13 protein-coding genes, 6 tRNA genes, 1 pseudogene and 1 riboswitch are annotated in these 14,413 nt (G+C 41.8%); of the genes and pseudogenes, 4 read left to right on the top strand and 16 right to left on the bottom strand.

Annotated features, from left to right (window positions below; genetic code table 11):
- Positions 1 to 255: 255 nt before the first annotated feature.
- Entirely contained in the window at positions 256 to 891 is a 636-nt protein-coding gene (rsiW, locus tag GHD25_RS00100) for an anti-sigma-W factor RsiW (RefSeq protein ID WP_164214315.1), read from the bottom strand.
- A gap of 13 nt (positions 892 to 904) precedes the next feature.
- Entirely contained in the window at positions 905 to 1,468 is a 564-nt protein-coding gene (sigW, locus tag GHD25_RS00095) for an RNA polymerase sigma factor SigW (protein ID WP_164214314.1), read from the bottom strand.
- 150 nt (positions 1,469 to 1,618) lie between these two features.
- On the opposite strand from sigW, the gene GHD25_RS00090 reads away from it, so the two are divergent.
- Positions 1,619 to 1,801, top strand: coding sequence for an aspartyl-phosphate phosphatase Spo0E family protein (locus GHD25_RS00090; RefSeq protein WP_164214313.1), 183 nt, complete (start codon positions 1,619 to 1,621; stop codon positions 1,799 to 1,801).
- 106 nt (positions 1,802 to 1,907) lie between these two features.
- Here GHD25_RS00090 and rocF read toward each other — a convergent pair whose 3' ends face one another.
- From rocF to GHD25_RS00035, 11 genes are all read right to left on the bottom strand, one after another.
- Entirely contained in the window at positions 1,908 to 2,810 is a 903-nt protein-coding gene (gene rocF, locus GHD25_RS00085; protein ID WP_164214312.1) for an arginase, read from the bottom strand.
- 156 nt (positions 2,811 to 2,966) lie between these two features.
- Positions 2,967 to 4,064: a phosphomevalonate kinase gene (locus tag GHD25_RS00080; protein ID WP_164214311.1), complete on the bottom strand. Its 1,098-nt coding sequence runs from the start codon at positions 4,062 to 4,064 to the stop codon at positions 2,967 to 2,969.
- 13 nt (positions 4,065 to 4,077) lie between these two features.
- The gene (mvaD, locus tag GHD25_RS00075; protein WP_164214310.1) at positions 4,078 to 5,052 is read right to left on the bottom strand and encodes a diphosphomevalonate decarboxylase; all 975 of its coding nucleotides are present in this window, start codon (positions 5,050 to 5,052) and stop codon (positions 4,078 to 4,080) included.
- Positions 5,053 to 5,064: 12 nt separating this feature from the next.
- Positions 5,065 to 6,033 (bottom strand): mevalonate kinase, encoded by a 969-nt coding sequence (gene mvk, locus GHD25_RS00070; RefSeq protein ID WP_164214309.1) that lies wholly within the window; start codon positions 6,031 to 6,033, stop codon positions 5,065 to 5,067.
- Positions 6,030 to 7,319 (bottom strand): hydroxymethylglutaryl-CoA reductase, degradative, encoded by a 1,290-nt coding sequence (locus GHD25_RS00065; RefSeq protein ID WP_164214308.1) that lies wholly within the window; start codon positions 7,317 to 7,319, stop codon positions 6,030 to 6,032. Before GHD25_RS00065 ends, mvk begins: the two co-directional genes overlap by 4 nt.
- A 438-nt stretch (positions 7,320 to 7,757) precedes the next feature.
- Positions 7,758 to 7,833, bottom strand: a tRNA-Lys gene (locus tag GHD25_RS00060).
- Positions 7,834 to 8,336: 503 nt separating this feature from the next.
- A tRNA-Gln gene (locus GHD25_RS00055) sits at positions 8,337 to 8,411 on the bottom strand.
- A gap of 10 nt (positions 8,412 to 8,421) precedes the next feature.
- Positions 8,422 to 8,506: transfer RNA gene (locus GHD25_RS00050), tRNA-Tyr, on the bottom strand.
- A 44-nt stretch (positions 8,507 to 8,550) separates the two neighbouring features.
- Positions 8,551 to 8,626, bottom strand: a tRNA-Thr gene (locus GHD25_RS00045).
- A 339-nt stretch (positions 8,627 to 8,965) separates the two neighbouring features.
- Positions 8,966 to 9,041: transfer RNA gene (locus GHD25_RS00040), tRNA-Val, on the bottom strand.
- A 4-nt stretch (positions 9,042 to 9,045) separates the two neighbouring features.
- Positions 9,046 to 9,120: transfer RNA gene (locus GHD25_RS00035), tRNA-Glu, on the bottom strand.
- Between the two features lie 304 nt (positions 9,121 to 9,424).
- Here GHD25_RS00035 and fabI point away from each other — a divergent pair.
- From fabI to GHD25_RS00020, 3 genes are all read left to right on the top strand, one after another.
- Complete coding sequence (gene fabI, locus GHD25_RS00030) at positions 9,425 to 10,201, top strand: enoyl-ACP reductase FabI (protein WP_164214307.1); 777 nt, start codon at positions 9,425 to 9,427, stop codon at positions 10,199 to 10,201.
- 122 nt (positions 10,202 to 10,323) lie between these two features.
- The gene (locus GHD25_RS00025) at positions 10,324 to 10,887 is read left to right on the top strand and encodes a CBO0543 family protein (protein ID WP_164214306.1); all 564 of its coding nucleotides are present in this window, start codon (positions 10,324 to 10,326) and stop codon (positions 10,885 to 10,887) included.
- 102 nt (positions 10,888 to 10,989) lie between these two features.
- Entirely contained in the window at positions 10,990 to 11,706 is a 717-nt protein-coding gene (locus GHD25_RS00020; RefSeq protein ID WP_164214305.1) for a YwaF family protein, read from the top strand.
- Positions 11,707 to 12,182: 476 nt separating this feature from the next.
- On the opposite strand, the gene ribH is transcribed toward GHD25_RS00020, so the two are convergent.
- From ribH to ribE, 3 genes and pseudogenes are all read right to left on the bottom strand, one after another.
- Positions 12,183 to 12,647, bottom strand: a complete 465-nt coding sequence (gene ribH / locus GHD25_RS00015) for a 6,7-dimethyl-8-ribityllumazine synthase (RefSeq protein WP_164214304.1) — start codon at positions 12,645 to 12,647, stop codon at positions 12,183 to 12,185.
- Between the two features lie 58 nt (positions 12,648 to 12,705).
- Positions 12,706 to 13,302: pseudogene (gene ribB / locus GHD25_RS00010) on the bottom strand (3,4-dihydroxy-2-butanone-4-phosphate synthase); the annotation flags it as partial.
- A 31-nt stretch (positions 13,303 to 13,333) separates the two neighbouring features.
- Positions 13,334 to 13,948 carry a riboflavin synthase gene (gene ribE, locus GHD25_RS00005; RefSeq protein ID WP_164214302.1) on the bottom strand — a complete coding sequence of 205 codons (615 nt, stop codon included), beginning with the start codon at positions 13,946 to 13,948 and terminating at the stop codon, positions 13,334 to 13,336.
- Positions 13,949 to 14,216: 268 nt separating this feature from the next.
- A riboswitch (FMN riboswitch) is annotated at positions 14,217 to 14,369 on the bottom strand.
- Between the last annotated feature and the right edge of the window lie 44 nt (positions 14,370 to 14,413).

Here is a 14,413-nt window from a genome sequence, read left to right as displayed (position 1 = left end):
GTTTTTTCAATTTATATTAGGATAATCCGCATTGGGTATTAGCTGGAATGACTGAACTTGGCGGATTTGTTGAGCTATCTTTGATGGGGACTAAATGCTGTTAGAGAAAGTTACACCTTCTGGGAACAGTGATGGGGAGTTATTGCCGTAAATATTTAAAATGGATTACCATAGCTGCTATGGGGGCTTTCCGGAAAAAATTAAAATGACATACCAGACAGAATTGCTCCGGTATGTCATTGCATTAGGGAATGGTTAAAATGTGAATAAGCTTCTGAAAAAGTTTTTTATCTGATACCACATCCATTCAAAAGCCCGGTCCACCTGTTTTATTTCCCCATTTATTTCTCCGACGGACGCCATTAAGGTTTCATTTTCAAGTGGATCATCAATAAGTTCTCCATTGATAATGGTTACATTTCCTTCTACGGTTCCACTAATGATTAAATCTCCATTCCTGACGACCAGATCGCCCTCGACGACCACATCCGGCGGGACGATGACCGTGTCTCCATCAATGACGAGATCTTCCTCCTTGGATACAACCAGTTCTGTATTCTGGTTCCACATTGAAAGCATGCCGCCCACCATTAAAATAAAAAAGATGGCAGCTGCGGTAATGACTGGATGTGCTTTAAACCAGCGCATGTACTTCATCCGCTTTTTCTCCGCCGGCAGGTTATTCATGACGTTTGCCGTAAAACCTTCCGGAGCCGTGACAGATTCTGCACTTTGAATTAAAGTTATCGTTCGTTTTAATTCATGAAAGTGCTGCTGGCAGGCTTCACAGTCTTCCAGATGAAGGCGCAGTTTATTTTCTTCCTCTGTTGGCAGCCCGCCATCCAAATATTGATGCATAAGCTCTCTAGCTTCCTTATTGTTACAACTCATATGTCACACTCCTTTACACGTGGCGCAGCTTTTTCCGTAAAGCTTCTCTTCCCCTGTGTATCCGGGTCTTTACGGTGCCTAATGGGATGTCCAGGATGTCGCTGATTTCCTTTAGTGAAAAATCCTCCAAATACCGTAATATGATAATGCTCCGATATTTTGGCGGGAGTTCTGAAATCTCTTGATGTATATAGCGCTGCAATTCCATATTTTCCACTTCTTCCCCAGGCAGCCGCTGTTCATCCGGCAATTGTGAATACATATTTAATCCTTCTGTACCTTTAATTTCTGCATCCAGATAGTAATCCGGCTTTCGCTTGCGAATCCGGTCGATCGTCAGATTCGTAGCGATTCGGTATAGCCAGGTTGAAAACTTTCTGCGTTCATCAAAAGAATCAATATTCACATAGGCACGAATAAAGGCTTCTTGTGCTATATCCTCCGCCTCTTGCCGGTTGCCAAGCATGCGGAAACAATGCTGGTAAATCTTATTCTGAAACAGGAAGACTACATCTTCAAATGCCGATTGATCACCTTTTTTAACATGCTTAATTTTCTCTCTAATTATTTCATCCATACGGGTACCTCCGCTATCATGCGGTATTTATATTACGAATACATCACATTAAAGGTTTCAAAAAATATTTGAATGAATGATGACATGTTTAGAATTCCAAAATCTTGGGTATTTTAAAAAACAAACTAGATTAGATAGGAGGACGTATCAATGAAAAACCCCCTGCTGCTTAAGAAGATAGAAAAATCGCGGGAAGAAATGATTTCCCTCAGTGATTCCAATGCGCTGACTTCTGAAAAAGTTATCTCATCTAGTAAAGAGCTCGACAAATTAATTAATGAATACTTGAAGGGTTCAAAGGCATCCTTAAAAATTCATGGTACATTCAGATAATCATCAAAAATAGTAGCCATGCTAAAAAGACATAAAATTTCTGCTACCCGAAATTTCATGTCTTTTTCATTATACACCAGAATCTTTTATTTGTGGGATAGATTATCTATTTTAATTTTTCTCCAAAAAGAGAGCCCATTAAAGCTACTGCAACGGTAGCTGTTTTATTTTTTTCATCCAGTATCGGATTTACCTCCACAAATTCGGCTGAACAAAGAATATCAGCTTCTTCAAGCATTTCCATGGCTAAATGGCTTTCCCGGTATGTGATCCCGCCTAAAACAGGTGTCCCGACGCCTGGTGCTTCAGAAGGGTCAAGGCCATCCAAGTCCAGACTAAGATGTACACCATCTGTGCGTTCTTTTAAGTAGTGGATGGTCTCTTCCATTACTAATGACATTCCCATCCGATCAATTTCATGCATCGTATATACTTTAATTCCTTTATCTCGGATTAATTCTCTTTCTCCGGGATCAAGGGAGCGTGCACCAACAATAACAATATTTTCAGGCTTAATTTTCGGTGCACTGCCAGATAAATTGGTCAGTTTCTCATGACCGATACCCAGACTTACGGCCAGCGGCATACCGTGAATATTTCCGGATGGGGACGTTTCACTGGAATTTAAATCACCATGTGCATCATACCAAATAACACCAAGGTTTTCATAGTACTTTGAAACTCCTGCCAATGATCCAATGGCAATACTGTGGTCCCCTCCCAAAACAAGCGGAAAGCGTTTTTTGGCCATCTCCTGATCGACCATTCCGGCCAGTTTTTCATTTGCTTCTATAACCTGTTCTAAATTCTTCAAATTCGTGCCATCATCCGGATTGCTCTGCCCTGGACGATTAATCGCTATATCTCCTAAATCATGTATGTTGTAATTTAATGCTTCCAGCCGCTCAATGGCCCCGGCATACCGGATTGCACTGGGACCCATGTCCACCCCGCGCCGGCTTTGCCCCAAATCCATCGGCACACCGATTATTGAAATATTTTTACTCATCACAGCACCTCCACTCCCTATTTTAGCCAAAAAGGGGGAAATGACTCAACTCGACATGAAAATGTATATATATGCAATGGAGTATGAATCCTTGAAATTAGCAGAATAAAAAAAAGCGGAAATATCCGCTGTAGTAGACAGCATACTTCCGCTTTTTTAGCGCAGCGGGGATTTTCCCCTATATGGTTTAATTGTCAACGGCTTAATGCCTTCCTGTTTCCATGCTTCCATCACTGCCTCCGCTGATTCTTTTGTTGGCATGAAGGCAATACCGCAGTCTCCTCCACCCGCACCGGATGGTTTTCCGGCCCCGCCGAATTGTTCTGCTGTATCACACAGTTTACTCAGCAACGGAGTTTCGATGTTTACACTGGCATGTTTTCCAACCGTTTTTAATGCAGCCCTGTTTTGTTTTACACCTTTCAATAGACGAGGTAAATCTTTCTCTCTCATTCCTGCGAGGAAAAGATCCACCGCTTCTTCACTGGCATTTAAAAACTGCCTGAACTGCTCCGGATTGGCATCTTTTAATTTTAAAACTTCATGAACAAGTTTCCCCGTAGAGGCAGGTTTTCCTGTCCAGCCTATGCAGACATATACATTCTCAGGTGGCTGAATCGCCTTTGATGTATAATAAATCCAATCTGTCTTTAGCATCTCTGTTATGGAGGCCGAATTATGATAAAGATCCAGCAGCCATTCTGCCTGGAAGGATGTATATTCCAAAAAACCGCCAAAAGAGGATGCGGCGATATCCGCGCCTGATCCATTCCCCTGTACCGTCACATGCGCAATGGATGCCAGTTTAAATAGTAATTCCTTATCTGTTTCCTCAGAAGCGAACTTTTTTAAAATGGCAGACACCACCGATGTAACGACTGCCGCGCTGGAGCCAAGGCCGTATTTTGCACCGGACGCATCGTCCAATTCACTTTTAATACCCAGCTTAAAAGGTCCAGGTATAATAGATCGCTCCCGTAAATATGCGAGGGTGATTTTCATGGCATGCTGAACAAACTTCAGACGCTTATCATCTGAAGCAATCTCTACCTCATTATTACGAAATTCCCAAGACATATCTTCCAGCTGAAAGTCATGTAGCGACAGTACGTTTGTCCTGTTTTGCTCTATGGTCGTATAAACAAAACGATCTACCGCCATCACCACTAATTGATGATGCGGCTCAAGTACTGCAAACTCCCCGGCAACCATCAGTTTACCAGGGACTTTTATCGTGATGGATGAATTGGACAAAGTAATTGCCCCCTTATAAATAACTTATGCCATGACCGGGTTTGCTTAACCTGACGTCCAGTACACCCGGAATACGTTGAAGTGATTCATGAATCTGCTTTTCATTTTCCGGCAAGTAGAGAACTTTGACGTTTGGCCCTGCATCAATCGTAAAATAAGCTGGAATTCCATTTTCCCTCAGCTCCCGGACCCTTTGCATTACTGTAAGCGTTGTGTCAATCCAATATGTAAAAGGCGGTTTGGCGCCTAATGTGGTGGCATGCATTTTCAAGCAATTTGCTTCTGCAATCTTTCCCACTTTTTCAAAATCCCGTGCTTCAATTCCTGATTTTATTTCCCGTAAATCAACAGAAATACTGTCGAGCCAGCCGGCAAAAAAAGGAGATGATTCGACAGTCCGCCGCATTCCGTCGCGACTCGACACTTTTTTCATTTTTGCATCCAAAACGACAGCGGCGACCCTTAGATCCCAATGTTCGACAGGGGCGACAGGAACCGCATAGGAATCAGATCCATCCTCCATGAAACCCATCCGCCATTCTGCAAATCCGCCATAGATGGATCGGCACGCCGAACCTGATCCCTGCCTTGTCAAACGTGAGAGCTCCTGATCGTTCAACTCCAGTCCAATTGCTTTCGCTCCGGCAGCCGCAAGCGCCGCAAAACCCGATGCCGAGGAGGCAAATCCTGCAGCAGTCGGTACTTCGTTCACGGACTCGACAGAGGCGTAAACTTTCTTTCCTGCCAGGTCACGGATTAAATCAAGAAATCCGCTTACCCGATCATACGGTACGCCGGTCACTTTTTTTCCGTCCAGAAAAAATTCATCTTCGGTGAAATCCTTATTAAATTTTACGGAAGTTGTTGTATAAAAACCATCCAGTGTAAGCGAAAGGCTGTTATTTGTCGGTAAAATAATCGATTCTTCCCGCTTACCCCAATATTTAATTAAGGCAATATTCGTGTGTGCTTTTGCTGTAGCCTTCATGCTGATTCCCCTTTAATACCCTTTATTTTTCTTTAATACAAACGGCCATACAGCATGTGCACCAATCTTCCTCAATGTATCTGCAAGCTGTTTGGAATGGACTTCATTTTGCGCAAGCGCGATAATGCAGCCGCCATTCCCGCCCCCTGTTAATTTTGCTCCTAAAGCACCTTCTTTTCTTGCAAAATAAATCAGTTTATTAAGACCTGCATCACTTACTCCCAATGCTTCCAGTTCTTTTTGGGCCTCATCAAGCATTTGTCCAAGAATATGCTTTCCCTTTCGTTCCAAAGCATGTTTAGCCTGATGGGTCAGTTCTCCTATTCTTTCAAGCTTGCGCTGAATTCGCTTCGGGGCTGCTTTCAATAAATTCGTCACAGATTCCACCGCTAAACGGGTATCCCCGGTTCTGCCGGAATCCGCAACAACAAAATGAAAGTCGTCACTTAAATCGATAAAATCTATCGGTTGTTCTTTTTCATACCATACCGGACATTCGGACGTAATCGTCAATGTATCAATTCCGCTGGGGGAGCCATGCGCAAATGTCTCGGCAATATTTGCAAGATTCAATAATTCTTTTTCTGTATAATCTCTATTAGCATAGGCAAATAAAGACCTGATCACTGAGATAGCGACAGATGCACTGGATCCAAGACCTTTGCCCGGAGGAATGGAGGAATTTATGCGGATCAGCATATCTTTGCATGGCATATCCAGATATTCCGCAGTACCTTTAATACAATTCACAATTCCTTTTAAGGACTCGGGCGTATGGTTTAGCGGTCCATGATAAAATGTGCTGTCAATCTGCACGTTTCCAGGCACATATTCCACAATGGATTCAACGCCGACTAATGGAAATGGAATAGCAATCGCAGGCTGTCCGTGTACAACTGCATGCTCTCCAATTAAAATTAATTTACTATGAGCTATACCTATAGCTGTTTTTTCTGTGGTTGTTGCTTTTTCTGCACTCATTTTGTATACTGTTCCACCAATTCTTTAGCTTTTCCAACACGGATCTCTTTTGTTTCAACTAACTTTTCTGCAATGATATCAATCATCTCCCCTGAAGCCCCTGCTGCAATTGCAACAGAGCGAGAATGTAATGCCATATGCCCTTTTTGAATGCCTTCCGTTGCCAATGCTTTTAATGCTCCAAGATTTTGTGCCAGTCCCACAGCTACAATAACTTGTGCCAGATCGGCCGCTGATTCTATACCAAGTATTTTATAGGCAAGTTTCGCGATAGGATGGACCCTGATTGACCCGCCAACTGTACCTACCGCCATGGGCAATTCAAGCTCGCCAACCAGATTCCCATTTTTATCTGCGGACCAGGTGGTCATGGAAGTGTATTGACCGCTTCTGGAAGCATAGGCATGAGCACCTGCCTCCACTGCCCGCCAGTCATTGCCGGTTGCAATAACTACCGGATCTATCCCGTTCATAATTCCTTTATTATGCGTAACAGCCCGATATGGGTCTGATGCTGCAAATTCAAATGCATGCACAACGCCATCACGTACTTCCTCCCCGGTAAAGTCACCAGTCTTTAATAATTCCGGCGGGATTACACATTTTGCTCTGGCCAGACACTTATCTGCATAATTGGATAAAATACGCAGGTATACCTTGCCTTCTGTTAATTCCTCCACCATGGGGGCCAGGGATTCAAGCATCGTATTAATAATATTTGCGCCCATCGCATCACATGTATTAATGTACAGATGCAAAATGAGCATCTGACTATAGGCGGAATTTGCTTCCTCATTCAGTATGCGTACTTCCAGATCCTCAGCTCCGCCACCCCGTGCCACAATGCTGGGATATGCAGCATTGGCAGCTTTCAGTAAAGCTTCTTTTTCACGGAGCAGTGTCTCTTTGGCTTTTTGGAAATCTTCACAGCCTACAACTTGGATTTGACCGATCATCACCCGTTCGGTTGCCTCTGTTTTAAACCCGCCGGCATCTCTGACAATTTTAGCAATATGGCTGGCCGAGGCTACGATGGATGGTTCCTCTACAGCCATGGGTACTGCATATTCTTTCCCGTTTATTAAAAAATTCAACCCTAACCCTAAAGGAAGCGGATAGGTGCTAATGACGTTTTCAATCATTTTATCAGCTGTATCCGTGGAAAGTGAGCCATCAGAAGATAAAGCATCCAGCTCCTCTTCCGTGAAATTATACATGTTATCCAATATATCCCTTCGCTCCTGGATACTCATATTGTAAAAACCAGGGATTCTGGAAGTATTCATAGTATCATCCTTTTGTCCACCAATATTATACTATAAACTGCACAGCAATGTGAGAATTTAGGTCTTTTGTTTTAGTGATAAGACAACATAAAACTTTCATGTCCGGGGTTCCGATTGCTCGCCCCACCGAAAAGAATTACCTAAATGCAAGGGCATTAGGTTATACCCTGTGGTGCTGATGCTGTCGCCATTAAAGTTTATACTCCCAGCGTAAGGGCTTCTAAGAAAGCAATATAGCTATCAAGGATCCCTTTAGCTGCAAGCCAAATTTTCTAATACATTTTATTATAACATGTTTGGACAAGTTATATTTCATAATTTTTTTCTGTAACTATTATGTTAAAAAACAGGGTAAAATGCAAATAAACAAGGCTGATTTATTTGCGGCAGGCCTTGTTTATTTTTGTTATTTCCATATGTTTTTTACAGTTTTGTAAATGGTGAGCCATGGAGGATTCGAACCTCCGACCCTCTGATTAAAAGTCAGATGCTCTGCCTGCTGAGCTAATGGCTCCTTATAATATAGCTTCCAGATGTTATAAGTGGTTTGACTATTGAATGATGACCCCTGCATCTGCTTGTTTATTCAATGATGGTTGGTGCTTCGGGGTTACTCGAGGCTTTCTCGGCGGATGTGCTGCTCGTTGCTCTGCCTGCTGAGCTAATGGCTCCTTTTCAATATAACTTCCAGATGTAATAAGTGGTTTGCCTTTTGAATGACCCCTGCATCTGATTGTTTATTCGATGATGGTTGGTGCTTCGGGGTTACTCGGTGGATGTGTTCCTCGTTGCTATTATATTTCATGAAGCAGCCATTCCTCGGAATCCTTGAACCCGATATATTGCTTCAGGGTTTATATTTATGTATATAAATTTTTAGTTGTATGGCCTTTACTACCTATTTACCTGAATGAGTGAATTTGAAACGTAAATATTAAAGTTCTTTTCATGGAATAAAAGGAGAAGGAATCGATGTACAGGAGAGTTATCAATAAGAAGTCCCAAAAATAAAAAAAGTGGCTGGGCTACTAGGATTCGAACCTAGGATACACGGGATCAAAACCCGATGCCTTACCGCTTGGCTATAGCCCAACAATATTAGTGGTGGAGGGGGGCAGATTCGAACTGCCGAACCCTGAGGGAGCGGATTTACAGTCCGCCGCGTTTAGCCACTTCGCTACCCCTCCATATTGTTAACCTATAAAATATTTTTTATTCAATTAAATTCAAATGGTGCCGGCCAGAGGACTTGAACCCCCAACCTACTGATTACAAGTCAGTTGCTCTACCAATTGAGCTAGGCCGGCATACTGAAATAAATTAAGTTTTTAGAAGAAATTTGCTCTTAGTATGACCCCTGCATCTTCATGATTATTCAAGGAAGTTTGCTGCTTCGGGGTTACTCGCAGCCTATTCGGCAGAAGCTTTGCTCGGTGCTCTACCAATTGAGCTAGGCCGGCATGCTGAAATAAATAAAGTTCTTAAAAGAAATTTGCTCTTAGTATGACCCCTGCATCTTCATGATTATTCAAGGAAGTTTGCTGCTTCGGGGTTACTCGCAGCCTATTCGGCAGAAGCTTTGCTCGGTGCTCTGCCAATCGAGCCAGGCCGGCAGTTTACCAGTGCTGCACGTGTCCGTTGCGGCATGGTGGAGGATGCAGGGCTCGAACCTGCGACCCCTTGCTTGTAAGGCAAGTGCTCTCCCAGCTGAGCTAATCCTCCATATTGGTGACCCGTACGGGATTCGAACCCGTGTTACCGCCGTGAAAGGGCGGTGTCTTAACCGCTTGACCAACGGGCCGTAAACATAGCAGCTGAGAATAAGCTATTTACTATTTAGACACATATTTACATAACCTGTCTCAAACCGACGAATTTTATTATACCTAGTTCCCAGCGTTTTGTAAAGAGTAATTTTCATTTTCATCAGGGAATTTTTTATCCATCCAGAATCCTGTAACAGACCATCTCCCGGGGTATTTACCATATATATATGAAGATATTCCCTTCACCCAAAAAGCATCTTCCATGAAACTTTAGTTTTGTGAAATACCTTGTTAGGTTATAATGGGAAAAAGAGATTGCCTGGAAAGGGGACTGGATCAATGGAGAATTTATTAAAAGGGAAAAATATTGTTGTGATGGGTGTTGCGAGTGACCGAAGCATCGCATGGGGGGTAACAAAATCTTTACATAAAGCCGGGGCTAACCTGATTTTCACTAATAGGCAGGAACGGTCCTACCAAAAACTAGTCAAACTGCTGGAGAAAAATAACATCGAGGCAAAATTGATTGTTTCCTGTGATGTGGCAAGTGATGAAAGCATCCAAAATGCTTTTGCTGAAATCAAAGAAAAAGTGGGCATCATTCACGGGGTCGTCCATTCGGTGGCCTTCGCAAAACGGGAGGAACTTCAAGGAGAATACGCAGATACTTCAAGGGACGGCTTCCTGCTTGCCCAGGAGATCAGCGCCTTCTCGCTTGTCGCAGTAACGAAGGCAGCAAAGGAACTGATGACAGAAGGCGGCAGTATTATCACGCAAACATACCTTGGCTCTGAGCGAGTAGTACCAAACTACAATGTAATGGGCGTAGCGAAAGCTTCTCTGGAAGCCAGCATGAGATACCTGGCAGAGGATATGGGTAAATACAATATTCGGGTAAATGCTATTTCGGCAGGTCCGATCCGCACGCTTTCTGCAAAAGGCGTATCCGGTTTTAATGAAAAGACAAAAGCAATCGAAGAAAAAGCACCGCTAAGACGGAATATTGATCAGGACCAGGTGGGAGATGCGACATTATTCTTTATTAGCGACCTATCCCGCGGCGTAACAGGGGAAATACTCCACGTAGATTCCGGGTACCATATTATCGGAGGATAAAAGGCAATGCCAGCATTAGAAAAAAGTTCTATTGCTGGCATTTTTCATGCGTTATTTCCTCCTGTATATTTTCATTTAACTTGCAGAAAATAAGTTTTACCTTTATGTAAGGAGAACTTTTGATGCAGGAAAAACAAAGGGAACAGCTTGATAATATCCGTTCCATAAGACAACAATTAACAGAATTGGAAATAGAATACTGGCAATCTTTTTCTGATTTTGCTGCCTGGCAGTCTTGGCTAGTTATAGCCATGATTGTAGTTCCTTTATTAATATTATTTTTTACAATAGACAAACGCAAAGCACTCCTCATAGGTTTTTTCGGCTTTAATTACCATGTATGGTTCATGTACACCAATACACTTGGAGAAAAACTTGGTTTGTGGGAATACCCTTATCAAATCCTCCCCTTTCTGCCAAGCTTTGCATTAGATGCTTCGCTCGTTCCGATAGTGTTCATGCTGTTTTATCAATGGACATTAAATCACAGTAAAAACGTGTATGTGTATGCGATTGTGCTATCGGCTATCCTGGCATTCGTTTTTAAACCCATTTTGGTTGCGATTGATTTTTTCCAGATGTACGAATGGGTAGACTATTTCTTTTTATTCATCACTTATTATGGATTTTTTCTTATATCTATCCTAATTACAAATCTATTTAGATGGCTGAAGAAAAAAGCATAACCATATACCTGATCAAAACACCGTATAACTATGGTGTTTTTTTGTGATTCCATGCTACTATTTAAAGCACAGGCAAATTGGAACAATGAGAGGATGCTACTTATGGAAAATTGGTTTGGCAGTATAATAAATGATCGTTTTACACTTTTTAGCACAAGTCATACTCTTATGATCATTCTTTACTTTATTGTGTTAATGGTTCTGTTCTTCCATTATAAGAAAATCACAGCAAGCTCTCACTTTTCAAACGTCCTCAGATGGACGTTAGCCGGGTTTCTCCTATTATCGGAAACTACCTATCAAGTATGGATGGCTGTCAATGATATATGGCGCCTTGAATACAGCATGCCGCTTCATATATGCAGCCTTGCGGGTATGCTTGCTATCATTGCCTTGACCACAAGAAATAAAAATATAATCATCTTTACATATTTTCTTGGCTTTCTCCCGGCAGGACTGACTATCATTACCCCTGAACTGGCTTTTGATTATCCGCATTACAGGTATTGGCAATTTTTCCTGCACCATATTGTTTTATCCTGTTCCAGCTTTTATTTAGTACTGACAAGCAGGGTAAACATTACATTAAAAACTGCGCTGTCAGCATTTGGGGTGTTGCTGTTTTATGCATTAGTGGTCGGCGCGTTTATCAACCCGGTGCTCGGCGGAAATTATTTATTCCTGTCTGCCTCCCCTGCAAATGATACAATCATTAATTTTCTGGGAAGCGGGATTTTTTATATCGTTAATTTAGTTATCGTTGGATTTTTTGTATTTTTACTTTCTTTTGGCGTGTTTAAGTTGGCAGCCCGCCGTTAATGAGAAATAAGGGGGAACAATATTGCGCTTATTAAGATAACTTCTGGCTGGATTGTGGGTATAATTGCTTTTGAACTTTTTATTAGTCCATCGCAAAACAGAGGAATGGATTGGGGAAACATTGTTAATTTTACCCTGTTTGGTTTTATAGGAATAGTAGTTGGATCACAAATAAGAAATGCTTTCAAAAAAGAGAGCATTAATATATTAGCCTGGTTCAAAATCTAACTATTGACCAGTAGTACTTTTCAATAGTTAGATTTTGAGAAATATTCATCTTATCTCCTCTTGCCACAAACAATAGAAGTTCGAGCTGTTATTTCACATTTCTCAACTAATAGCCGAAATCCTGAAGAACCATCAAGATAACGACTTTTAACTTCATTTCCGCACAATATTTCCCCTATTAAACACCCCCAAAAATTAGTTTTTTATTGTAACTTTTGGGGGTTGCCCTGCGTATTCACCAGTAGTATTTAAATCTGTTTTAAAACATTGCACATTTCAATAGCTGCTGCTGCTGATTCTGCACCTTTATTACCTGCTTTTGTCCCGGCCCGCTCCATCGCTTGCTCGATCGTTTCTGTGGTAAGCACCCCAAAAACAACCGGTTTCCCGGCTTTTAAGGAGGCATTCGTCACTCCTTTTGATACCTCACTGCAAACATAATCGTAATGGGTGGTAGAGCCTCTTATAACTGCTCCCAGTGCAATTACAGCATCATATCGTTCCTTCAGTGCGAGCGTCTGGGCTGCCACCGGTATTTCAAAGGCGCCGGGAACCCAGACAACATCGATATGATCTTCTGTTGCTCCATGCCGTTTTAATGTATCAACTGCACCTGTTAGTAAGTTCTTTGTAATAAACTCATTAAATCTACTGATAACTATACCTATTTTCAGTTCTGTTCCTACTAAACATCCTTGAATTACTTTCCCCATTTCTGTCATCTCCTTTAATTCTTTGTGCGGTTTACTTTCACTATGCATACTGTCCATGTTTTTCCCGGTATTTAACCAGCCCTTCAATAGTAATTATCTTTAAATCAAACACTTTAGCCATGTTCTTTAAATCCGGCACTCTTGCCATTGTTCCATCATCCTTGATAATTTCGCATATTACGCCTGAAGGAATAGAACCGGAAAGGATGGCCAAATCTACTGCTGCTTCTGTATGGCCGCGCCGAGCCAGCACACCATCTTCCTCTGCAATCAGAGGAAAAACATGGCCGGGCCGCTTAAAGTCTTCAGGTCTTGCGGTTTTATCTATGATTGCTCTTATTGTGTCAGCTCTCTCCCAGGCACTAATTCCGGTAGTTGTATTCTTGTGGTCAACACTTACCGTAAAAGCAGTACCCAGCGGATCGGTATTTTTCTTTTCCATCAACGGAAGATTCAGTTCCATAGCCAGCTTCTTTGTGATTGGCATACAAACAAGCCCTTTTCCATGCGTTATCATAAAGTTAATTACTTCTGGGGTAGCTTTTTCGGATAAAGCAACCAGATCTCCCTCATTCTCCCTGTCTTCGTCATCAACTGCAATGATCGGTTTACCCTTTTTTAAATCGATGATTGCTTCCTGAATTGTATGAAACATAACTATTACACTCCTTCCATACTCGTGCTTTCTAATAACCAGCTGATTTTACAGTTTGATGATCCAGTATATTTCGAACATATTTGCCAAGCATGTCATATTCCAAATTTACAATATCCCCCATCTTTTTGTTTCCCAGCGTTGTAACGGCGGTCGTATGCGGTATCAATGAAACAGTAAACGTTTCTTCCTGCACATCAAATACAGTCAGACTGATTCCATCCACAGCTATGGAACCTTTCTTCATCAATAAAGCTGAAGCATTTTTCTCAGCTTTAATATTGTAATAAACAGCATTTTCCTCTTTTTCTTTTTTCGTAATGGCCCCGATTCCATCTACATGTCCGGATATGAAATGACCGCCAAACCTGTCATTTACCTGCATGGCACGTTCCAAATTTACCCCGGATCCTGCATGCAGCCTATTTAAGGATGTTGCTTTTACTGTTTCCGGCATCACATCCACTTGAAAATCTTCTGAGGTAAATCGTGTTACTGTCAGGCAGATCCCGTTTACTGCGATGCTGTCACCAGTTTTTACATCTTCCAATATGGTTGCTGCACTAATTGTTAATGTGACAGATTGTTCATCCGTTTTTTCGATTCTTTTAACCGTTCCCTGCTCCTCGATAATTCCTGTAAACATGAATTTCCCTCCCTGTTATTCATTTTGTGCATTCCTTCTAACCTGCTCGGCCCCCTTGTTTTATAAATTAAAAAAACCTCTGAATTCACTTCAGAGGCAGTTGGTTAGAATTTAAGATAATAAGCATAGGCAAATATACATACATAAAAACAGACAGGGTACTTGGGTACACTTAACCATTAAAAAACATTAAAAGGATACAAAAATGCTCCTTTTGTAAATTTACAAAAAGTGTATCTGTCAGCACCTGCATTATGCTTACACATCTAAATTCCTTCTCCCATCCAGACTTTAACTGTCGGTCCCGGATTTTCACCGGGTCCACCGCTCGGTTTGAACAACCTTACGGGTCACGGACTTAAAAGCAGCATTTTGCTTCATCACCGCCGGTTCGGAATTTCACCTGACCCCGAAGGAAATATGATTATGAACTTATATATTAGTTATAACTTAAATGTGATTGTA

The organism is Virgibacillus aidingensis, assembly GCF_010994035.1.
Taxonomy (GTDB): Bacteria; Bacillota; Bacilli; order Bacillales; family Amphibacillaceae; genus Virgibacillus_N.
Note: the sequence above shows the minus strand (reverse complement) of the source record. Positions and strands in the feature narration are given on the sequence as shown.